Below are 20,538 nucleotides of genomic sequence, written 5' to 3'. Positions count from 1 at the left end.
GTTGGAATTAGAACGCGTAGTTGAAGTTGGTACCAAACAGCCAGGCTTTACCTTCAGAGGTAAACTCGTAAGGGCCTTCCTGGAAGGTCACTTTCTGTCCATGCATGTACGACACGCCCGCGTCGATAGAGGCATTCTCGTTGAACGCGTAGGTTGCCCCCGCACTCACCCAGAAACGGTCCTGATCCGGAATGGAGATAGAACGCTTATCTGCCGGTACCGGGCTGTCATCAAATGCCACGCCAGTACGGAACGTCCAGTTGTCATCCATATAATAGGTCGTACCAAGTGCGATACGGTAAGCATCGTGGAAGCTTTCGTCTTTATAGAACAGCGTCTGGCCGTTGCTGCCGGTGGCTTTCAGCTCCTGGAACTGGCTCCAGCTGGTATACGCGAGGCTATAGTGAATAGCCCACTGCGGCGCAACGCGGTTATAACCTGACACTTCCCACATTTCTGGCAGATGCAGTGACAGTGAACCCGGTACGGTTTGATTCGAGGTACCCCATGGAATGGTGGTGCCTGCGCCCGGTACCATACCGTTGACTGGGCTCAGGATGCCGCTTTTGTAATCGCCATCGAAGTCAATCTTCACTTCTGAGCGGTAGGTCAGACCCCAGCGGTTGTTTTTATCCAGTTCATACAGGATACCGGCGTTCCAGCCGTAGCCCCATTCATCGCCTTTCAGGCTGGCAATTTTATTGCTGTTTTTCGGCAGCGCAGCAGTTTGCTCCCCGGAGTAACGCTCGATTTTTGCATCGGCGTAGACAGCATCAAAGCCCAGACCAAAGCTCCAGTTATCGTTCAGACGATATGCGCCGCTCAGGTTGAGGTTCAGGGTCGTCAGGTCGGTTTTACCGCCGTATTCCCCGGCCGGATAGTTGTTATTGAACTCCGTTGCCAGGCCATAGTTAGAGGTGACAGAGGCACCCCAACCAAACTGTTCATTGATTGGCGCAACAAAGTGCAGGTTAGGCACCCACGCGGTCGGCGCAATGTTATCCGCCTTCAGATCTGCGCCGGTGAACTGAGATTTGCCAGAAATATTGACATCAGGATCGATGTAAACCGCACCGGCAGAGAAGGTAGGGCGATCAAACATCATGATCAGCGCCGGGTTACGGCTCGCGTTGCCTGCGTCATCGGCAATCGCACCTTCCCCGGAATACGCACGGCCAAGGCCAGAGGAAGAAAATTCGTTTAACTGGAAGCCCGCTGACCAGGCGGACGTTGAGACGATTGCCACTGCAACTGCTAAAGCAGTTTGTTTGAACAGGGTTTTCTGGCTCATGACCATAACCTCATTGAGTTATTTTTATTCAATAATTGTTACATACCGTAACAGGAGCGCGAAGTGTAGGGTCTGAGGTATGACTTACAAATCAGACCAGTGGCGAGAGTATAGGTCTGACCAGCTGGGATGTTGCAAGTTTGTTTATTAATATTTTCAGATATGTTTCTTGAAACGAGATCTGGTTGGCAAAATTGTGACCAGTGCGATTCCTCTGAAAAGGGGAATTTTGTTTTAGATCATTTTTTAGTGTGATATTGCTCACTTATCCGATTTTGCGCCATTAACGGCTGGAGGGGGCTCGTCCGGGGGCGTAAAATAGACGCATCGTGTTTATCTCGCGCCCTGCGCGAATACAGAGGAAATTGAGCTATGAGTAAATGCAGTGCTGATGAAACCCCGGTTTGCTGCTGTATGGATGTTGGCACCATTATGGACAACACCGATTGCACCGCCTCTTACAGCCGCGTATTCCCTAACCGTGCTGAAGCGGAAGAGACGCTGGCCGCGCTGAGCCAGCGCGCGCGTGAAGTCGAATCCGATCCGTGTGAAATCAAATCCACCTTCACGGAAGTGGAAGGCGGCGTGCAGCTGGATATCGACTTTGTGTTCGCCTGCGAAGCAGAAACGCTGATCTTCCAGTTAGGCCTGCGTTAATACTTTTTGCACGGGCCTATGATCGTGTAGGCCGGGTAAGGCAACGCCGCAACCCGGCAACAAATCTCACAAATGCCTCTGCCATGCAGGGGCATTTTCTTTTTCTTCTCTGTGCCTTAGCTCGCAATTTTTCGCTTCCCCGATTGGCTCAATGTAAAAAAATAGTTAAGACTGTTATCAGGTCAGACCACTTAATGTGCGCGCAAAATTTTTTTACAGGGGAGTGTTATGAGTCAGGCATTACCGCTTATCACCCGACACGGTGACCGCATTGCCATTATCAGCGGGTTACGTACGCCGTTTGCGCGTCAGGCAACCGCGTTTCACGGTATACCGGCAGTCGATCTGGGAAAAATGGTAGTGGGGGAGATGCTGGCTCGCAGCGAGATCCCGCCAGAGGTTATTGAGCAACTGGTTTTCGGCCAGGTGGTGCAGATGCCGGAAGCGCCCAATATCGCGCGTGAAATCGTGCTGGGCACCGGCATGAATGTTCATACCGACGCCTACAGCGTCAGCCGCGCCTGCGCCACCAGTTTCCAGGCGGTGGCGAACGTGGCGGAAAGCCTGATGGCGGGGACCATTCGCGCGGGGATCGCCGGCGGCGCGGATTCCTCCTCCGTGCTGCCCATCGGCGTCAGCAAACAGCTGGCCCGCATCCTCGTGGATGCCAACAAAGCTCGCACTACCGGTGCAAAGCTTAAACTCTTCTCGCGTTTACGCCTGCGTGACCTCATGCCCGTGCCACCTGCCGTTGCTGAATACTCCACCGGCCTGCGTATGGGCGACACTGCCGAGCAGATGGCAAAAACCTACGGTATTACCCGCGAACAGCAGGATGCACTGGCGCATCGCTCGCATCAGCTCGCTGCGAAGGCCTGGTCGGAAGGCAAACTTGCCGACGAGGTTATGACGGCTTATATCCCGCCTTTCCGCGAACCGCTGGTGGAAGATAACAATATCCGTGGCACCTCGACGCTGGAGGATTACGCAAAACTGCGCCCGGCGTTTGATCGTAAACATGGCACCGTTACGGCGGCCAACAGTACGCCACTGACGGACGGTGCCGCCGCCGTGATCCTGATGACGGAATCCCGGGCGAAAGAGCTTGGCATCACACCGCTGGGCTATTTGCGTAGCTACGCCTTTACCGCCATTGATGTCTGGCAGGACATGCTGCTCGGTCCGGCCTGGTCCACGCCCCTGGCGCTGGAGCGTGCGGGGTTGACGCTGGCTGACTTAACCCTGATCGATATGCACGAAGCCTTTGCCGCACAAACCCTGGCAAACATTCAGCTGCTGGCAAGCGAGCGCTTCGCGCGCGATGTACTGGGCCGCGCCCACGCGACCGGCGAAGTGGATCAGAGTAAGTTTAACGTGCTTGGCGGATCCATCGCCTACGGCCATCCATTTGCGGCGACCGGCGCGAGAATGATAACCCAGACTTTGCACGAGCTGCGTCGCCGCGGCGGCGGTTTTGGTCTCGTTACCGCCTGTGCGGCGGGCGGCCTGGGTGCAGCAATGGTTCTGGAGGCTGAATAATGGAAACGACATCTGCATTTAACCTGGCTGTTCGCCTTGATAACGTGGCTGTTATCACCATTGATGTACCCGACGAAAAGATGAACACCCTGAAGGCCGAGTTCGGCGTTCAGGTGCGTGCGATGCTCAGACAGATCCGCGAAAACAAAGCGATACGTGGCCTGGTATTTATCTCGGCAAAGCCGGATAACTTTATTGCCGGGGCCGATATCAACATGATTGCCCGGGCGAAAAGCGCTCAGGAAGCAGAAGACCTGGCGCGTCAGGGGCAGCAGGTAATGGCGGAGATCCATGCGCTGTCGATACCCGTTGTCGCTGCGATCCACGGGGCCTGCCTGGGCGGTGGGCTTGAGCTGGCGCTGGCCTGTCACAGCCGCATTTGTACCGACGATGCGAAAACGGTACTCGGACTGCCGGAGGTACAGCTTGGATTGCTGCCCGGTTCAGGTGGCACGCAGCGCCTGCCGCGTCTGGTGGGCGTCAGTACGGCGCTGGAGATGATTTTAACCGGTAAACAGCTGCGCGCCCGTCAGGCGTTAAAGACGGGTCTGGTTGATGAGGTCGTTCCGCACGCCATCTTGCTTGAGGCCGCCGTTGAGCGGGCGCTGAAAGGTCGTCAGGCGAAACGCCCTCTGCCGGTGCGCGAGCGTATCCTCGCCGGGCCGCTGGGGCGCACGCTGCTGTTCAATATGGTGGGTAAAAAAACCGAGCAAAAAACCAAAGGGAACTATCCGGCAGCGACGCGCATTCTGAAGGTGATTGAAACCGGTTTATCGCAGGGCAGCAGCAGCGGTTATGCTGCGGAAGCGAAAGCCTTTGGCGAGCTGGCGATGACGCCGCAGTCGCAGGCGCTGCGCGGCATTTTCTTTGCCAGCACGGAGGTTAAAAAAGATCCGGGCAGTGAAGCTGAACCGGCTCCGCTGCGCGCCATTGGCGTTCTGGGTGGTGGGCTGATGGGCGGCGGCATCGCATTTGTCACCGCCAGCAAAGGCAAATTGCCCGTACGTATCAAAGATATCAACCCTAAGGGTATCAACCACGCGTTGCAGTACAGCTGGCAGAACCTTGATCGCAAAGTGAAACGCCGCCATATCAAGGCCAGTGAGCGCGATAAAACCCTCGCGATGATCACTGGCGCCACCGACTACAGTGGGTTTGCACACCGCGATCTGGTGATTGAAGCCGTGTTCGAAGATCTGGCCCTTAAGCAGCAGATGGTGGCGGACGTTGAACAGCACTGCGCGCCGCACACCATTTTCGCGTCAAACACCTCGTCTTTGCCGATCGGCGACATCGCGGCGAAAGCCGTGCGCCCGGAGAAGGTAATAGGGCTGCACTATTTCAGCCCTGTCGAAAAAATGCCGCTGGTGGAGGTTATCCCGCATGCCACAACCAGCCCGCAAACTATTGCCACCGTGGTGAAGCTGGCGAAAAAACAGGGCAAAACCCCGATTGTGGTCGCGGACAAAGCCGGCTTCTACGTCAACCGCATTCTGGCGCCGTACATTAACGAAGCGATGCGGTTGCTGACGGAAGGGGAGAAAATTGAGCACGTCGATGACGCTCTGGTGAAGTTTGGTTTCCCCGTCGGCCCAATCCAACTTTTGGATGAGGTAGGAATTGATACGGGGACTAAAATTATCCCTGTGCTGGAAGCGGCTTATGGCGATCGTTTTGCGCCGCCTGCAAACTTTGTTTCTGCAATTTTGAAGGACGATCGCAAAGGCAGAAAAAATGAACGCGGTTTCTATCTTTACGCCGCGAAAGGGCGTAAAAGCAAGAAACAGGTCGACCCTTCGGTTTATGCGCTTATTCCTGTCACGGGTCAGGCAAAATTGTCGGCGGTTCAGTGTGCTGAGCGCTGCGTAATGATGATGCTCAATGAAGCGGCGCGCTGCTTTGGTGAGCAGGTGATCAAGAGCGCACGCGACGGCGACATCGGCGCCGTGTTTGGTATCGGTTTTCCGCCATTCCTTGGCGGTCCGTTCCGGTATATGGATACCCTCGGGGCGGGTGAAGTGGTTGCGATTCTGCAACGTCTGGCCTCGCAATATGGTCCACGGTTTACACCTTGTGACGAATTATTGCAGATGGCGGAACGGGGTCAGACATTCTGGCCCGTAAGGGAAACTGATTGCGTAAACTGAAGTCAAAGAAGGGTAAATCCTGAGGTGATGGAACCTGTTCTGGCGAAATTGTAAACAGAGATTGACTATACTTACGCCATTGAGGTAAAAAACAGCGTTTCATTCACCGAATGGATCAGGCACAATGCCCGGCCATCGGGTTTTCTACCTCAGAGCATTAATCGCGGGTAGTCAACGCCGGTGATTCTGGTTAACAAAAGCGGTGCAATATGCAAGTTTTTATCATGCGTCACGGCGACGCGGCACTCGATGCCGCCAGTGACTCAGTACGTCCTTTAACCGTCTGTGGCTGCGACGAATCCCGTCAGATGGCGACATGGCTTAAAGGTCAAAAAGTGGACATTGAACGCGTTCTGGTGAGTCCGTTCCTGCGGGCAGAACAGACGCTGGATGTGGTAGGGGAGTGTATGAACCTGCCATCCAGTGTGGATGTGCTCCCTGAACTTACGCCGTGTGGCGATGTTGGCCTTGTCAGTGCTTATCTTCAGGCGCTGTGCAATGAAGGTGTCGCTTCCGCACTGGTCATTTCCCACCTGCCGCTGGTCGGCTATCTGGTATCTGAGCTGTGCCCGGGCGAAACGCCACCGATGTTCACTACGTCCGCCATTGCCAACGTCACCCTCGACGAAACCGGCAAAGGGGTCTTTAACTGGCAAATGAGTCCGTGCAACCTGAAGATGGCAAAAGCCATCTGACGTGACGTGCGATATGGCGGGGTGCAGCGTGCCTCCCGCCATCCTGTCAGGGCAACTCTGGCGGCTGCCACTCCTCCACTTCAATCAATACCAGCAATGCGGCATCTCCGCCGTACTCTTTGGGTGCCTGATGAAACGCCATCACGTGCGGGTGCTGAGCCAGCCACAGCGGTGTCTGTTGCTTAAGAATATGTTTGCCGTGGCCGTGCATTACGCAGGCGCAAAAAACATGCTCGCGACGACATGCCGCGATCAACGCCCCCAGCTCCTGTTTCGCCTGCATCTGGGTCAACCCATGCAGATCGAGGAACAGCTCCGGCGAGTAATCTCCCCGGCGTAATTTTTTCAGTTCAAAATGGCTGACGTCTTCGCGCACGTATTTCACCGCACCCTGAGTATTGAGCAGCGGCTGAAACTCATCTGAAAAATAGTGGCTGTTATCGGCCTGCTCCTGGAGCAGACGTTTGACCGGAACCTCGCTGACTTTTTTACGCTGCGGGCGATGGACAATGGTGTCGTGCGTGATTTGACGCGTCCCGGTCATCAGCTGGCGGAAGAGAGCCTGATCCTCCTCGCTGAGCGATGTTTTCTTTTTCATTCGTCATTCTCATCTCGTATTTCCGATAGTGTACCCGACTAAACGCATTTTTTAACCTCAAGCGACACGCGTCATTGCTGATTTATCGCCGTCTTCATGGCAAACTAGCCGCCGAAAATTATGCGAGCATGCCCTGGAGGAAAGAGTGGATAAAATTTTTGTCGATGAAGCAGTAAACGAGCTGCATACCATACAGGACATGTTGCGCTGGTCGGTTAGCCGCTTCAGCGCCGCCAATATCTGGTACGGCCACGGTACGGATAACCCGTGGGATGAGGCCGTTCAGCTGGTGCTGCCGTCTCTCTATCTGCCGCTGGATATTCCGGAAGACATGCGCACCGCGCGCCTGACCTCCAGCGAAAAACACCGCATCGTTGAGCGCGTGATCCGTCGCGTGAACGAGCGCATTCCGGTGGCTTACCTGACCAACAAAGCCTGGTTCTGCGGCCATGAGTTCTATGTTGATGAACGCGTGCTGGTGCCGCGCTCGCCGATTGGCGAGCTGATCAACAACCACTTTGACGGCCTGATTAACCATCAGCCGCAGCACATTCTTGATATGTGCACCGGCAGCGGCTGCATCGCCATTGCCTGCGCGTACGCCTTCCCGGAAGCGGAAGTGGACGCCGTCGATATCTCCACCGACGCGCTGGCCGTCACCGAACACAACATTGAAGAGCACGGGCTGATTCATCACGTCACGCCTATCCGCTCTGACCTGTTCCGCGACCTGCCGACGCTGCAATACGACCTGATCGTCACCAATCCGCCGTACGTGGATGCAGAAGACATGTCCGACCTGCCGAACGAGTACCGTCACGAGCCGGAGCTGGGTCTGGCGTCCGGCTCTGACGGGCTGAAGCTGACCCGCCGCATCCTGGCCTGCGCGCCGGATTATCTGACCGACGACGGCGTTCTGATTTGTGAAGTGGGCAACAGCATGGTACATCTGATAGAGCAGTACCCGGATGTGCCGTTCACCTGGCTTGAGTTCGACAACGGCGGTGACGGCGTCTTTATGCTGACCAAGGCGCAGCTGCTTGATGCACGCGAATACTTCAGTATTTACAAAGATTAATCCAGCGGGCTTCGGCCCGTTTCACAACGCTCAAACACAAACAACAACATCGGAGCCGTGATGGCAGGAAACAGTATTGGACAGGTATTCCGTGTGACCACCTTTGGCGAGTCGCACGGTCTGGCACTGGGTTGTATCGTTGATGGCGTCCCGCCAGGCATCGAACTGACCGAAGCCGATTTACAGCATGACCTTGACCGTCGGCGTCCGGGTACCTCTCGCTACACCACGCAGCGTCGCGAGCCGGACCAGGTCAAAATTCTCTCCGGCGTATTTGAAGGCCGTACCACCGGGACCAGCATTGGTCTGCTGATTGAAAACACCGATCAGCGTTCTCAGGACTACGGCGCGATTAAAGACGTCTTCCGTCCGGGCCACGCTGATTACACCTACGAACAAAAATATGGCTTTCGCGACTATCGCGGCGGCGGACGTTCTTCCGCACGTGAAACCGCGATGCGCGTGGCGGCAGGGGCGATTGCCAAAAAATATCTCCAGCAGAAATTCGGCATCGTTATCCGCGGCTGTCTGACCCAGATGGGCGACATTCCGCTGGCAATCAAAGACTGGGATCAGGTAGAACTTAACCCGTTCTTCTGCGCCGATGCCGACAAGCTGGACGCGCTGGATGAGCTGATGCGTGGCCTGAAAAAAGAGGGCGATTCCATTGGTGCGAAAGTCACCGTGGTAGCCGACGGCGTGCCGGCTGGCTGGGGCGAGCCGGTATTTGACCGCCTTGACGCCGACATCGCCCACGCGCTGATGAGCATCAACGCGGTGAAAGGCGTTGAAATCGGCGACGGTTTTGACGTGGTTAAGCTTCGCGGCAGCCAGAACCGCGACGAAATCACGAAGGCGGGTTTCCAGAGCAACCATGCGGGCGGCATTCTGGGCGGCATCAGCAGCGGGCAGCAAATTATTGCCAATATCGCGCTGAAGCCCACGTCCAGCATTACCGTGCCGGGCCACACGATTAACCGCGCTGGCGATGAAGTTGAGATGATCACCAAAGGGCGTCACGATCCGTGCGTGGGGATCCGCGCGGTACCGATCGCAGAAGCGATGCTGGCGATCGTGCTGATGGATCACTTCCTGCGCCAGCGCGCGCAGAATGCGGATGTGACGACCACCATTCCACGCTGGTAACTATGAAAAAAACCGCAATCGCTCTGCTGGCGCTGCTGGTCAGTGGAGCAAGCCTGGCCGCTACGCCGTGGCAGAAAATCACCCATCCGGTAGCGGGGAGCGCGCAGTCCATTGGCGCTTTCTCCAACGGGTGTATCGTCGGCGCGCAGGAACTTCCGCTGCAATCGGATACCTATCAGGTGATGCGCACCGACCAGCGCCGTTATTTCGGCCATCCTGACCTGGTGCTTTTTATTCAGCGTCTTGGCAACCAGGTGCATAATCTGGGGCTGGGCACGATGCTGATTGGCGATATGGGGATGCCTGCCGGTGGCCGCTTTAACGGCGGTCACGCCAGCCACCAGACCGGACTGGATGTGGATATCTTCCTGCAATTGCCGAAAACGCGCTGGAGCTCAGCGCAACTGCTGAAACCGCAGGTGCTGGATCTGGTCTCGGCCGACGGTAAACGTGTCGTCGCCTCGCGATGGTCGCCGGAAATTTCCAGCATGATTAAGCTGGCGGCAAAGGATAACGACGTCACGCGGATCTTTGTTAATCCGGCCATCAAGCAGCAGCTTTGCCTGGATGCGGGAACGGATCGCGACTGGTTGCGTAAAGTGCGCCCGTGGTTCCAGCATCGTGCCCATATGCATGTTCGCCTGCGCTGCCCGGCGAACAGCCTGGAATGTGAAGATCAGCCGCTGCCACCGCCTGGCGATGGTTGTGGTTACGAACTGCAAAGCTGGTTTGAACCAGCCAAGCCTGGAACCTCTAAGCCTGAGAAGAAGACACCGCCTCCGTTGCCGCCTTCCTGCCAGGCGCTACTGGATGAGCATGTACTTTAATGGATAATTTCGTCGACCTGTTCATGGTGTCACCGCTGCTGCTGGCGGTGCTCTTTTTTGTTGCAATGTTAGCCGGATTTATCGATGCCCTGGCGGGCGGCGGCGGGTTGCTCACCGTTCCGGCGTTGCTGGCGGCAGGCATGAGCCCTGCCCAGGCGCTTGCCACCAACAAACTCCAGGCATGCGGCGGTTCGCTCTCCTCGTCGCTCTATTTCATTCGGCGTAAAGTTGTGAATCTCGCCGATCAGAAGCTCAATATCCTGATGACGTTTATTGGCTCAACGGCGGGCGCGCTGCTGGTCCAGCACGTACAGTCCGACATTCTGCGCCAGATCCTGCCGCTGCTGGTTATCTGTATCGGCCTCTATTTCTTACTCATGCCAAAGCTCGGGGAAGAAGATCGACAGCGTCGCCTTCACGGCCTGCCGTTTGCGCTGATCGCCGGTGGCTGCGTCGGTTTTTACGATGGCTTCTTTGGCCCGGGGGCAGGCTCGTTTTACGCGCTGGCATTCGTGACGCTGGCCGGGTTCAACCTCGCCAAATCCACCGCCCACGCCAAAGTCCTCAACGCGACCTCCAACGTTGGCGGTCTGCTGCTGTTTATCATTGGCGGCAAGGTTATCTGGGCAACCGGGTTTGTGATGATGGCAGGGCAGTTTTTGGGCGCGCGCGCAGGCTCGCGTCTGGTATTAAGCAAAGGGCAAAAGCTGATCCGCCCGATGATTGTTGTCGTCTCGGCGGTGATGAGCGCCAAACTTCTTTATGACAGCCATGGACAGGAGATCCTCACCTGGTTGGGGATGAACTAATGAACAGTACGCATAACTACGAACAGCTGATTGAGATCTTCGATAGCTGTTTTGCTGATGATTTTAATACCCGTCTGATTAAAGGCGACGACGAACCGATCTATCTTCCAGCTGATGACGAGGTTCCGTATAACCGCATCATCTTTGCCCACGGCTTTTACGCCAGCGGTTTGCACGAAATTTCGCACTGGTGTATCGCCGGGAAAGCGCGTCGCGAGCTGGTGGACTTTGGTTACTGGTACTGCCCGGACGGGCGCGACGCCGCCACCCAGGGGCAGTTTGAAGATGTGGAGGTGAAACCCCAGGCGCTGGAATGGCTGTTATGCGTGGCGGCGGGTTTCCCGTTCAACGTGAGCTGTGACAACCTCGAAGGCGACTTCGAGCCAGACCGTATCGTCTTCCAGCGCCGCGTTCATGCGCAGGTGATGGAATATCTTGAGAAAGGCATCCCGGCACGTCCGGCACGCCTGATCGAGGCTTTACAGAATTATTACCACACGCCGGAGATCACGGCGGAACGCTTCCCGTGGCCGGAAGATCTTTAACAGAGGAAAGAAGATGATCGCAGAATTTGAATCACGCATTCTGGCGTTAATTGATGACATGGTGGAACACGCCAGTGATGATGAGCTGTTCGCCAGCGGTTATCTGCGTGGTCACCTGACGCTGGCGGTAGCCGCGCTGGAAGCCGGGGACGATCACTCTGCCGACGCCGTTCACGCGGAAGTCACTCGCAGCCTGGAAAACGCTATTCAGGCCGGGGAACTCTCTCCGCGCGACCAGTCTTTAGTGCTGGGCATGTGGGATAATTTGTTCCAGCAGGCGAAAGCGAAGTAAGTGTATCACCGCCCTCTCCCACAGGGAGAGGGCCGGGGTGAGGGCACCAGACCGCACCCTACTTGACCATTTTCCCCTTCAGCAATTTCCGCACCCACAGTCGGTTTGGATTCAGCCCCGCGAGCGTAACCCTGTCCAGCGGAACCGGCTCGTCGCTCATTTGCGCGGCTAACGCTTCAGCCAGCAGCGGCGCGGAGCACAATCCCCGCGAGCCTAAGCCACCCAGCATAAACAGCTCGGGGTGAACGGGCGCACTTACCGCCGTTTCTTTGCTGTCTGCAAGATCCTGATAGACTTCAAGCGTGGCGTCATAGTCCGGCACGTTTCCCGCCATCGGCAGGTGATCGCGGGTCGCGCAGCGTACGCCGCAGCGCGCCTGACCCTCACTGACATCAACCTCTTTCGCCCACGACGCATCCGGAAAACTGTCGACCAGGCGCTGGCGGTTTTGCTGCTGATCCGCTTCGCTGTAATGCATATCTGTTTCACCGCGATGGTAGCTGGCGCCGATGCAGTGATGGCCGTTGGAGGGATTTTGCGGCGTCAGGTAGCCGTCGTAACACAGCACCTGACGCAGTTTGCTCAGTTGGGGCGCAGTCGGGATATGGCTCACCTGGCCGCCGACTGGATAAACCGGCAATGATGCTGTCTGGGTAAACTGGCTGATATGATGTCCGTTGGCCAGCACAACGCTGGCATGCTGGGCCTCTTTACCGTCAGCGAAACGCAGTTCCCAGTGCGCAGTGCGGCTTAGCGATTGAACCTTATGGGCATAATGCACTGTCAACCCACGCGACTGCCCGAGGGCTATCGCCGCAGAAGTCAGTTCAGCCGGACATAGCCAGCCGCCGAGTGGATACTGAATTCCGCCGCAGCCGGTGTCGACACCAGCGGTCTCAGCAACCTGCTGTGCCGTCACTGCATGGGCGATGTCCTCCGGCAGCCCCAGCGACAGCATTTGTGTGATTTTCTGCTGGCTCTTCTCATCCCAGCCGAGCTGCGTCACGCCGCACCAGTCGTGGTCGAACGCAACAGGCAGGCTATCGTAAAGGCGGCGAGCAAACGTAAACGCCGCCGGGAAGAACTGGAACAGTGCCGGATCGTGTGCACTTAATAAGGGATAAAGCGCGCCCTGACGGTTGCCTGATGCGCCCGTCGCCGGCGCCTCGTCAGCGCAGTAGAGCGTCACCTGCCAGCCACGGTGCAGCAGCGCCAGCGAGAGCAGGGCGCTGGCAATACCCCCGCCCACAATAGCGACCTCACGCGAGGTGCTGGCGCGGCGGGCAAACCAGGGGGCCTGCGCCGGGATCGCCAGATCCTGTTCCATCACCCCGACCAGCATGTCGCGTTTGCGGCCAAAGCCTTTGGTTTTCCGCATGGTAAACCCCGCCTCCTGCAACCCACGACGGACAAAGCCCGCGGAGGTGAAGGTAGCAAGCGTCGCGCCCGGGCGCGCCAGACGTGCCATGGCGCTGAACAGGTGCGGGCTCCACATGTCCGGGTTTTTAGCGGGCGCAAAACCGTCCAGGAACCAGGCGTCCACTTTCTGATTCATTGAGTCATCAAGCTTATCGGTCAGGTCGTTAATATCGCCCAGCCACAGGTCGAGGGTGACGCGTCCGTCATCCAGAATCAGACGATGACAGCCGCCGATAGCCGGTGGCCACTGGGTCTGAAGCTGTTCCGCCCAGTGGGCAAGCTCCGGCCAGCGCTGATGGGCAAGCCGCAGATCGTGCGCGGTAAGCGGAAATTTTTCGAAACTGATGAAATGTAATCTTTGTAAGGTAGCCTCGGGGTATGCAGCGCGAAAACAATCGAATGCCTGCCAGAGGGTCAGAAAATTCAGCCCGGTGCCGAAACCGCTCTCCGCCACGACGAACAGCCTGCGCGGATGTTCAGGGAAGCGGGTGCTGAGATGATTTCCTTCGAGGAAGACATAGCGCGTCTCTTCCAGTCCGTTATCATTAGAAAAGTAGACGTCATCAAAATCTCGGGAAACAGGTGTACCCTCAGCGTTGAATTCGAGGTTGGCAGGTTGTATGGCGTTTTGTTTCACGTAAGTTACTCGTCCGACAGGCAGTGGCACGATCTTAGCGATGTGAGCCCATCGGTGCAAATTTCCACAGAAAATGGCTGATCGGACTTGTTCGGCGTACAAGTGTACGCTATTGTGCGACTCGAAACTTTTTATAGTGCGACTTACAGAGGTATTGAATGAAACGTGCAGTGATTACTGGCCTGGGCATCGTTTCCAGCATCGGTAATAACCAGCAGGAAGTCCTGGCATCTCTGCGTGAAGGACGCTCCGGGATCACTTTCTCTGAAGAGTTTAAAGATTCTGGAATGCGTAGCCACGTATGGGGTAACGTTAAACTGGACACCACCGGTTTAATTGACCGTAAAGTGGTTCGTTTCATGAACGATGCCTCTATCTACGCCTATCTTTCCATGCAGGAAGCGATCAAGGATTCTGGTCTGAGCGAAGACGTTTACCAGAACAACCCACGCGTGGGCCTGATTGCAGGTTCCGGCGGTTCTTCTAAAGCTCAGGTGTTCGGTGCTGACGCCATGCGCAGCCCGCGCGGCCTGAAAGCGGTCGGTCCATATGTTGTGACCAAAGCCATGGGTTCAGCGGTTTCCGCGTGCCTGGCAACGCCGTTCAAAATCCACGGTGTGAACTACTCCATCAGCTCCGCATGTGCGACCTCCGCACACTGTATCGGTAATGCGGTTGAGCAGATCCAACTGGGCAAACAGGACATCGTATTTGCTGGCGGTGGCGAAGAGCTGGGCTGGGAAATGGCCTGTGAGTTCGACGCGATGGGCGCACTGTCCACTAAATACAACGAAACGCCAGACAAAGCGTCCCGTACTTATGATGCACACCGCGACGGTTTTGTTATCGCTGGCGGCGGCGGTATGGTTGTGGTTGAAGAGCTGGAACACGCGCTGGCGCGTGGCGCGCACATCTATGCTGAGATCGTGGGCTACGGCGCAACGTCTGACGGCGCTGACATGGTTGCTCCATCCGGTGAAGGCGCGGTGCGCTGCATGAAGATGGCGATGCACGGTGTTGATACTCCAATCGACTACCTGAACTCCCACGGCACCTCAACGCCGGTAGGCGACGTGAAAGAGCTGGGTGCGATCCGTGAAGTGTTCGGCGACAACAGCCCGGCTATCTCTGCAACCAAAGCCATGACCGGTCACTCTCTGGGCGCGGCGGGCGTGCAGGAAGCGATCTACTCTCTGCTGATGCTGGAAAACGGCTTTATCGCGCCAAGCATCAACATCGAAGAGATGGACGAGCAGGCGGCTGGCCTGAACATCGTGACTGAAACCACCGAACGTGAGCTGACGACCGTTATGTCCAACAGCTTCGGTTTCGGCGGCACCAACGCCACGCTGGTGATGCGTAAGCTGAAAGCGTAAGCGTTTGAAGGTATAGTAGAAGGGAGCCGCGCGGCTCCCTTTTTTTATGCCTGAACACGGAGTTATGCATGAAGGCTGTTACCCCTGAGAAGAGCGCTCCTTCCGGGAACCTTTCCCTTTTCCGCATCGCCTTTGCGGTGTTTCTGACCTATATGACGGTTGGCCTGCCGCTGCCGGTGATCCCCTTGTTCGTTCACCAGGAGCTGGGCTATGGCAACACCATGGTCGGCATTGCGGTGGGCATTCAGTTTTTAGCGACGGTATTAACCCGGGGCTACGCCGGTCGCCTGGCGGATCAGCACGGCGCAAAACGCTCGGCGTTGCAGGGCATGTTTGCCTGCGGGCTGGCGGGGGAGCCTGGCTGCTGGCGGCGCTGTTGCCAATAGATGCAGCGTATAAATTCGCGCTGCTGGTGGTAGGGCGCCTGATCCTCGGCTTTGGCGAAAGCCAGCTGCTGACCGGCACCCTGACCTGGGGAATGGGGCTGGTGGGACCTGCGCGTTCCGGAAAAGTGATGTCCTGGAACGGGATGGCGATTTACGGCGCACTGGCGGCAGGCGCGCCGCTGGGGCTGCTGATCCACAGCCAGTTTGGTTTTGCGGCGCTGGCAGGCACCACCATGGTATTGCCGCTGCTGGCGTGGGCGTTTAACGGTTCGGTGCGTAAGGTGCCCGCCCATAAAGGCGAGCGTCCTTCGCTGTGGAGCGTGGTGGGGCAAATCTGGCAGCCGGGGCTTGGGCTGGCGCTTCAGGGGGTGGGCTTCGCGGTTATTGGTACCTTTGTCTCCCTCTATTTCATGAGCCGCGGCTGGGCGATGGCGGGCTTTACGCTGACGGCCTTTGGCGGCGCGTTTGTATTGATGCGCGTGCTGTTTGGCTGGATGCCGGATCGCTTTGGCGGCGTGAAGGTGGCCGTGTCGTCACTTGTCATTGAGACCGTGGGTCTGGTACTGCTCTGGCAGGCGCCCTCTGCATCCGTTGCGCTGCTGGGTGCGGCGTTAACCGGCTGCGGCTGCTCGCTGATCTTCCCGGCGCTGGGCGTTGAAGTGGTGAAGCGCGTGGCTCCGCAGGTGCGCGGCACGGCGCTGGGCGGCTATGCGGCGTTTCAGGATATCTCATACGGCATCACCGGGCCGCTGGCGGGGCTGCTTGCAACGTCGTTTGGCTATCCTTCCGTATTTCTCGCCGGTGCGGTGTCAGCGGTGGTGGGGATTGTGGTGACGATGGTGGCGTTTCGCAAGCGGTAGTATGTTGCCGGGTGGCGGCTTCGCCTTACCCGGCCTACGGTTCGAGCCGTTGTAGACCCGGTAAGCGAAGCGCCACCGGGCAAATCCTCACGCAACCAGCCAGAAAATCGCCAGCGCAATCACCAACGCGATCAACATCAATCCCGGACGGGCAGAAAGCGTTTTGAACGTATCAACTACGGGGGCAAACAGCGGGCTGTAGATCGGCTGAATGTTTCTTACCTCCGGCACGCCGCCTTCCCGCTCGGCGCGGCGAACAAAGATCTGATTGAGCACATCCTGCACCTGGGCGGTGGTCAGCACCGTTTGCGGCGTAGCCTGCCAGCTCTGCTGAGCGTAATCCCGGATCGTATCGAACTCGTGCGGTTCCAGCGGTTGTTTCAGCGCCGCCTGTACGCTGTGCAGGGTCGGGGCGCTCTGGGTGCTGAGCGTCTGACGCGCCTGGAGCCAGGTGACCAGATGGGTAAACTGTTTTGCCGGGATCATCTCGCCCGCTTTCACACCGGAAAGTTCCAGCATGGATTGCCAGATAAGCTTTGTTGGTTCGCCGGTTGCGGCAGCCAGCTTAGTGACCATCTGCTTGAGCGTATTATGCTCCGCAGGCTGCAATGGCCGTTCTGTAGACGGGCGCTGTTGCGGCTGCGGGATAGAAAGCTGATTGCTTTGCAGCAGGGTCAACACGGTTTTCAGCTGTTCCGGCGAAAGCTGGCTCAGGGCGGTATGACCGTACTGTTGACGGATAAAATCACTCACCGCCTGGCGATTATTCCCCTGGCCCAACAGCTCGGTCAGCTGCGAGATAATCTGGCGGGTGGTATGTTGCTGCTGTGCGCTGGTAAGACGCTGGTTCAGGTTTTGTTCGGCGGCAGGGAAATGGCGCGACTGTAGCGGCGCATCGTTTCTGACGCCCAAATCGTGCTTCACGCCGGCCCACACCTCTGCGTTTTGCTGTGAGGTCAACGCAATAAGACGCGTGATCAGACGCTCCAGTACGGTGCGTTGCTGCGTGGAGAGCGGTTGTTCGCCTGGCGTGTTGGGCGTTACGGGGCCTTCACCCGGAGGGCGCGGAGGCGTACCTGAAATGGGCTGCATCGTCAAAAATCCTTAAAGTCAAACTCTGCGTAACCGGGCGGAGATATATGCCCGGCGGCGAGATTATGGCACACTTGGCAGGTTTACTTCCTCTCAAACAGGTACTCAGACGTGAAAATCCTCGTTGATGAAAATATGCCTTACGCCCGTGAGCTGTTCAGCCGCCTGGGTGAGGTTAAGGCTGTCCCTGGTCGCCCGATTCCGGTCAGCGAACTGGACGATGCAGACGCCCTGATGGTGCGCTCGGTGACTAAAGTAAATGAGGCGCTGCTCACCGGCAAAGGGGTTAAATTTGTCGGGACGGCAACGGCCGGGACCGATCATGTGGATGACCAGTGGCTTAAGCAGGCGGGGATTGGTTTTTCCGCGGCGCCAGGCTGTAACGCCATTGCCGTCGTGGAATATGTTTTCTCCTCGCTATTGATGCTGGCCGAGCGCGATGGTTTTACGCTGAAAGATCGCACCGTCGGGATTGTGGGTGTGGGCAACGTGGGCGGACGTCTGCAAAAGCGTCTGGAAGCCTGGGGAATCCGCACCCTGCTGTGCGATCCGCCGCGTAAGGATAACGGTGATGAAGGCGACTTCCGCACACTGGATGAGCTGGTCGACGAGTGCGACGTCATCACCTTCCATACGCCGCTCTTTAAAGAGGGGCCGTATAAGACCCTGCACCTGGCCGACGAAAAGCTGATCCGCCGTCTGAAGGCTGGCACTATTCTGATAAATGCCTGCCGGGGACCGGTGGTGGATAACGCGGCGCTGCTGGCATGTCTCGACGAAGGACAAGAGCTTAGCGTCGTGCTGGACGTCTGGGAGCCAGAGCCTGATCTCAACGTCGCATTGCTGGATAAGGTAGACGTGGGTACCGCACATATCGCGGGTTATACCCTTGAAGGCAAAGCGCGTGGCACAACCCAGGTGTTTGAGGCTTACAGCGCCTTTATCGGCCATCCGCAGCAGGTGGCGCTGGATACGCTGCTGCCCGCCCCGGAATTTGGCCGCATTACCCTTCATGGCCTGCTGGATGAGGCAACGCTGAAAAGACTGGTGCATTTGGTGTATGATGTGCGCCGCGATGACGCGCTGCTGCGTAAAGTGGCGGGTATTCCGGGTGAGTTTGACAAGCTACGCAAAAATTACCTTGAGCGCCGCGAGTGGTCTTCCCTGTATGTCATGTGCGATGACGCGTCAGCGGCGGGGCTGCTGCATAAACTGGGATTTAACGCCGTTCACCACCCGGCACGTTAATGTCTTCTTAATGCTCCCTGTCGGATGTTCCGGCAGGGACGCTTTTTATTTCTGGAGTAAACCACCATGTCTGAAGGCTGGAACATTGCCATTTTGGGTGCCACTGGCGCCGTGGGCGAAGCCCTGCTTGAAACCCTTGCTGAGCGTCAGTTCCCGGTGGGTGAGATTTACGCACTGGCGCGTACCGACAGCGCAGGAGAACAGCTGCGTTTCGGCGGGAAATCCTTGATGGTGCAGGACGCCGCCGCGTTTGACTGGACGCAGGCTCAGCTGGCGTTTTTTGCCGCAGGTGCGCAAGCCACGGCGTCTTACATTGAAGAAGCGACAAATTCAGGCTGTCTGGTGATCGACCTGAGCGGCCTGTTCTCCCTGGAGCCGGATGTGCCGCTGGTGGTGCCGGACGTCAACCCGTTTGTGCTGGCTGACTACCGCAACCGCAACATCATTGCAGTACCGAACAGCCTCACCAGCCAGCTGCTGACCGCGCTGAAGCCGCTGATCGACGACGGTGGCCTGTCGCGTATTTCCGTGACCAGCCTGCTGTCAGCCTCCGCTAACGGCAAAAAAGCCGTAGACGCACTGGCAGGGCAGAGCGCGAAGCTGCTGAACGGTATCCCGATCGACGAAGATGATTTCTTTGGCCGCCAGCTGGCGTTCAACATGCTGCCGCTACTGCCGGATCGTGAAGGTTCGGTGCGGGAAGAGCGTCGTATCGTCGATGAAGCACGCAAAATTTTGCAGGATGACGGGCTGATGATCTCCGCGAATGTCGTGCAGTCTCCGGTCTTTTACGGCCACGCGCAGATGGTCGGGTTTGAAGCCCTGCGTCCGCTGGCGGCTGAAGAAGCCCGCGACGCGTTTGGCCGCGGAGAGGACATTGTCCTGTCCGAAGAGAGCGAATTCCCGACGCAGGTGTGCGACGCCACCGGCAGCGCGCATCTCTCTGTGGGCTGTGTGCGTAACGATTACGGTATGCCTGAGCAGGTGCAGTTCTGGTCTGTTGCCGACAACGTGCGTTTCGGCGGCGCGCTGATGGCGGTCAAAATCGCGGAAAAACTGGTGCAGGAGTATCTGTACTGATGTCAGATGTGGAACAAAAGCCGGTCCACAGAATTGCCCTCGGCATTGAATACGATGGCAGTAAATACTATGGCTGGCAGCGGCAGAATGAGGTGCGCAGCGTCCAGGAGAAGCTGGAGAAAGCGCTCTCTCAGGTAGCGAATGAACCGATAAGCGTCTTCTGCGCGGGCCGCACCGATGCCGGCGTTCACGGCACGGGGCAGGTGGTGCATTTTGACACCACCTCCGTGCGCAAAGACGCGGCCTGGACGCTGGGTGTAAATGCGAATTTGCCTGGTGACATTGCCGTGCGTTGGGTGAAAGCTGTGCCGGATGATTTTCACGCGCGTTTCAGCGCGACGGCGCGGCGCTACCGTTATGTCATCTATAACCAGCGCCTGCGCCCGGCGGTGTTAAGCCAGGGCGTGACGCATTTTTATGAACCGCTGGATGCAGAACGTATGCAGCGTGCGGCGCAGTGTCTGATTGGAGAGAATGATTTTACGTCGTTTCGTGCGGTGCAGTGTCAGTCCCGTACGCCGTGGCGTAACGTCATGCACATTAACGTCAGTCGGTATGGCGCGTATGTGGTGGTGGATATCAAAGCCAATGCCTTTGTACATCATATGGTGCGGAATATTGTGGGCAGCCTGATGGAAGTGGGCGCCGGACACCAGCCGGAGAGCTGGATTGCAGAACTGCTTGCAGCGAAGGACAGAACGCTTGCGGCAGCAACGGCGAAAGCGGAAGGGCTGTATCTGGTTTCGGTGGATTATCCGGACCGGTTCGACCTGCCAAAACCGCCAATGGGCCCGCTGTTTTTAGCGGACTAAACAA

The 20,538-nt window shown here is 57.3% G+C and carries 18 protein-coding genes and 1 pseudogene; 15 read left to right on the top strand and 4 right to left on the bottom strand.

Features of this window, described 5'->3' with window-relative positions; translation table 11 throughout:
- Positions 1 to 7: 7 nt before the first annotated feature.
- Positions 8 to 1,291, bottom strand: a complete 1,284-nt coding sequence (gene fadL, locus BFV63_RS15440; RefSeq protein WP_003861367.1) for a long-chain fatty acid transporter FadL — start codon at positions 1,289 to 1,291, stop codon at positions 8 to 10.
- A 372-nt stretch (positions 1,292 to 1,663) separates the two neighbouring features.
- Here fadL and BFV63_RS15435 point away from each other — a divergent pair, with 372 nt between their 5' ends.
- The 4 genes from BFV63_RS15435 to sixA all read left to right on the top strand — a co-directional run bounded on the left by BFV63_RS15435 (position 1,664) and on the right by sixA (position 6,329).
- The gene (locus BFV63_RS15435) at positions 1,664 to 1,948 is read left to right on the top strand and encodes a YfcZ/YiiS family protein (RefSeq protein WP_003861368.1); all 285 of its coding nucleotides are present in this window, start codon (positions 1,664 to 1,666) and stop codon (positions 1,946 to 1,948) included.
- 228 nt (positions 1,949 to 2,176) lie between these two features.
- Positions 2,177 to 3,487, top strand: a complete 1,311-nt coding sequence (fadI, locus tag BFV63_RS15430) for an acetyl-CoA C-acyltransferase FadI (protein ID WP_032609764.1) — start codon at positions 2,177 to 2,179, stop codon at positions 3,485 to 3,487.
- A complete protein-coding gene (gene fadJ, locus BFV63_RS15425) occupies positions 3,487 to 5,634 on the top strand; it encodes a fatty acid oxidation complex subunit alpha FadJ (RefSeq protein ID WP_048240427.1) in 2,148 nt (715 codons plus the stop codon). Before fadI ends, fadJ begins: the two co-directional genes overlap by 1 nt.
- Before the next feature lie 209 nt (positions 5,635 to 5,843).
- The gene (gene sixA / locus BFV63_RS15420) at positions 5,844 to 6,329 is read left to right on the top strand and encodes a phosphohistidine phosphatase SixA (RefSeq protein WP_003861375.1); all 486 of its coding nucleotides are present in this window, start codon (positions 5,844 to 5,846) and stop codon (positions 6,327 to 6,329) included.
- A 46-nt stretch (positions 6,330 to 6,375) separates the two neighbouring features.
- On the opposite strand, the gene smrB is transcribed toward sixA, so the two are convergent.
- Positions 6,376 to 6,927, bottom strand: coding sequence for an endonuclease SmrB (gene smrB / locus BFV63_RS15415; RefSeq protein ID WP_015572246.1), 552 nt, complete (start codon positions 6,925 to 6,927; stop codon positions 6,376 to 6,378).
- Between the two features lie 145 nt (positions 6,928 to 7,072).
- Between smrB and prmB the strand changes: the two genes are divergently transcribed.
- Genes prmB through BFV63_RS15385 form a run of 6 tightly spaced genes read left to right on the top strand, consistent with a single transcriptional unit; the run spans position 7,073 to position 11,624 of the window.
- A complete protein-coding gene (gene prmB / locus BFV63_RS15410) occupies positions 7,073 to 8,005 on the top strand; it encodes a 50S ribosomal protein L3 N(5)-glutamine methyltransferase (RefSeq protein ID WP_003861381.1) in 933 nt (310 codons plus the stop codon).
- Between the two features lie 60 nt (positions 8,006 to 8,065).
- Positions 8,066 to 9,151, top strand: a complete 1,086-nt coding sequence (gene aroC, locus BFV63_RS15405; RefSeq protein ID WP_003861383.1) for a chorismate synthase — start codon at positions 8,066 to 8,068, stop codon at positions 9,149 to 9,151.
- A 2-nt stretch (positions 9,152 to 9,153) separates the two neighbouring features.
- Entirely contained in the window at positions 9,154 to 9,978 is an 825-nt protein-coding gene (gene mepA / locus BFV63_RS15400; RefSeq protein WP_069597565.1) for a penicillin-insensitive murein endopeptidase, read from the top strand.
- Positions 9,978 to 10,787, top strand: a complete 810-nt coding sequence (locus tag BFV63_RS15395; RefSeq protein WP_003861386.1) for a sulfite exporter TauE/SafE family protein — start codon at positions 9,978 to 9,980, stop codon at positions 10,785 to 10,787. The genes mepA and BFV63_RS15395 overlap by 1 nt, the downstream gene beginning before the upstream one ends.
- Positions 10,787 to 11,332 (top strand): elongation factor P hydroxylase, encoded by a 546-nt coding sequence (locus BFV63_RS15390; protein ID WP_069597564.1) that lies wholly within the window; start codon positions 10,787 to 10,789, stop codon positions 11,330 to 11,332. Before BFV63_RS15395 ends, BFV63_RS15390 begins: the two co-directional genes overlap by 1 nt.
- A gap of 13 nt (positions 11,333 to 11,345) precedes the next feature.
- Entirely contained in the window at positions 11,346 to 11,624 is a 279-nt protein-coding gene (locus BFV63_RS15385) for a YfcL family protein (protein ID WP_003861391.1), read from the top strand.
- A 58-nt stretch (positions 11,625 to 11,682) separates the two neighbouring features.
- Here BFV63_RS15385 and mnmC read toward each other — a convergent pair whose 3' ends face one another.
- Positions 11,683 to 13,680: a bifunctional tRNA (5-methylaminomethyl-2-thiouridine)(34)-methyltransferase MnmC2/FAD-dependent 5-carboxymethylaminomethyl-2-thiouridine(34) oxidoreductase MnmC1 gene (mnmC, locus tag BFV63_RS15380; RefSeq protein WP_048240429.1), complete on the bottom strand. Its 1,998-nt coding sequence runs from the start codon at positions 13,678 to 13,680 to the stop codon at positions 11,683 to 11,685.
- Between the two features lie 158 nt (positions 13,681 to 13,838).
- Between mnmC and fabB the strand changes: the two genes are divergently transcribed.
- Together fabB and BFV63_RS15370 are read left to right on the top strand one after the other, a co-directional pair.
- A complete protein-coding gene (fabB, locus tag BFV63_RS15375; protein WP_003861395.1) occupies positions 13,839 to 15,056 on the top strand; it encodes a beta-ketoacyl-ACP synthase I in 1,218 nt (405 codons plus the stop codon).
- Between the two features lie 68 nt (positions 15,057 to 15,124).
- Positions 15,125 to 16,302: pseudogene (locus BFV63_RS15370) on the top strand (arabinose transporter).
- A gap of 87 nt (positions 16,303 to 16,389) precedes the next feature.
- On the opposite strand, the gene flk reads toward BFV63_RS15370, so the two are convergent.
- Positions 16,390 to 17,394, bottom strand: coding sequence for a flagella biosynthesis regulator Flk (flk, locus tag BFV63_RS15365; RefSeq protein WP_032659659.1), 1,005 nt, complete (start codon positions 17,392 to 17,394; stop codon positions 16,390 to 16,392).
- Positions 17,395 to 17,505: 111 nt separating this feature from the next.
- On the opposite strand from flk, the gene pdxB reads away from it, so the two are divergent.
- The 3 genes from pdxB to truA all read left to right on the top strand — a co-directional run bounded on the left by pdxB (position 17,506) and on the right by truA (position 20,534).
- Entirely contained in the window at positions 17,506 to 18,642 is a 1,137-nt protein-coding gene (gene pdxB, locus BFV63_RS15360) for a 4-phosphoerythronate dehydrogenase PdxB (protein ID WP_023314591.1), read from the top strand.
- 66 nt (positions 18,643 to 18,708) lie between these two features.
- On the top strand, positions 18,709 to 19,722 hold the full coding sequence (locus tag BFV63_RS15355) for an aspartate-semialdehyde dehydrogenase (RefSeq protein ID WP_048240430.1): 1,014 nt from the start codon (positions 18,709 to 18,711) through the stop codon (positions 19,720 to 19,722).
- Positions 19,722 to 20,534 carry a tRNA pseudouridine(38-40) synthase TruA gene (gene truA, locus BFV63_RS15350; RefSeq protein ID WP_048240431.1) on the top strand — a complete coding sequence of 271 codons (813 nt, stop codon included), beginning with the start codon at positions 19,722 to 19,724 and terminating at the stop codon, positions 20,532 to 20,534. Before BFV63_RS15355 ends, truA begins: the two co-directional genes overlap by 1 nt.
- The last annotated feature ends 4 nt before the right edge of the window (positions 20,535 to 20,538 follow it).

The organism is Enterobacter hormaechei subsp. xiangfangensis, assembly GCF_001729785.1.
GTDB lineage: Bacteria > Pseudomonadota > Gammaproteobacteria > Enterobacterales > Enterobacteriaceae > Enterobacter > Enterobacter hormaechei_C.
This window is presented reverse-complemented; position numbering and strand designations above follow the sequence as displayed.

Excerpts from the sequence above, each read along its gene's own strand:
- fadL (WP_003861367.1), bottom strand. The coding sequence starts at position 1,291 with ATGAGCCAGAAAACCCTGTTCAAACAAACTGCTTTAGCAGTTGCAGTG.
- BFV63_RS15435 (WP_003861368.1), top strand. The coding sequence starts at position 1,664 with ATGAGTAAATGCAGTGCTGATGAAACCCCGGTTTGCTGCTGTATGGAT.
- fadI (WP_032609764.1), top strand. The coding sequence starts at position 2,177 with ATGAGTCAGGCATTACCGCTTATCACCCGACACGGTGACCGCATTGCC.
- fadJ (WP_048240427.1), top strand. The coding sequence starts at position 3,487 with ATGGAAACGACATCTGCATTTAACCTGGCTGTTCGCCTTGATAACGTG.
- sixA (WP_003861375.1), top strand. The coding sequence starts at position 5,844 with ATGCAAGTTTTTATCATGCGTCACGGCGACGCGGCACTCGATGCCGCC.
- smrB (WP_015572246.1), bottom strand. The coding sequence starts at position 6,927 with ATGAAAAAGAAAACATCGCTCAGCGAGGAGGATCAGGCTCTCTTCCGC.
- aroC (WP_003861383.1), top strand. The coding sequence starts at position 8,066 with ATGGCAGGAAACAGTATTGGACAGGTATTCCGTGTGACCACCTTTGGC.
- mepA (WP_069597565.1), top strand. The coding sequence starts at position 9,154 with ATGAAAAAAACCGCAATCGCTCTGCTGGCGCTGCTGGTCAGTGGAGCA.
- BFV63_RS15395 (WP_003861386.1), top strand. The coding sequence starts at position 9,978 with ATGGATAATTTCGTCGACCTGTTCATGGTGTCACCGCTGCTGCTGGCG.
- BFV63_RS15390 (WP_069597564.1), top strand. The coding sequence starts at position 10,787 with ATGAACAGTACGCATAACTACGAACAGCTGATTGAGATCTTCGATAGC.
- BFV63_RS15385 (WP_003861391.1), top strand. The coding sequence starts at position 11,346 with ATGATCGCAGAATTTGAATCACGCATTCTGGCGTTAATTGATGACATG.
- fabB (WP_003861395.1), top strand. The coding sequence starts at position 13,839 with ATGAAACGTGCAGTGATTACTGGCCTGGGCATCGTTTCCAGCATCGGT.
- flk (WP_032659659.1), bottom strand. The coding sequence starts at position 17,394 with ATGCAGCCCATTTCAGGTACGCCTCCGCGCCCTCCGGGTGAAGGCCCC.
- BFV63_RS15355 (WP_048240430.1), top strand. The coding sequence starts at position 18,709 with ATGTCTGAAGGCTGGAACATTGCCATTTTGGGTGCCACTGGCGCCGTG.
- truA (WP_048240431.1), top strand. The coding sequence starts at position 19,722 with ATGTCAGATGTGGAACAAAAGCCGGTCCACAGAATTGCCCTCGGCATT.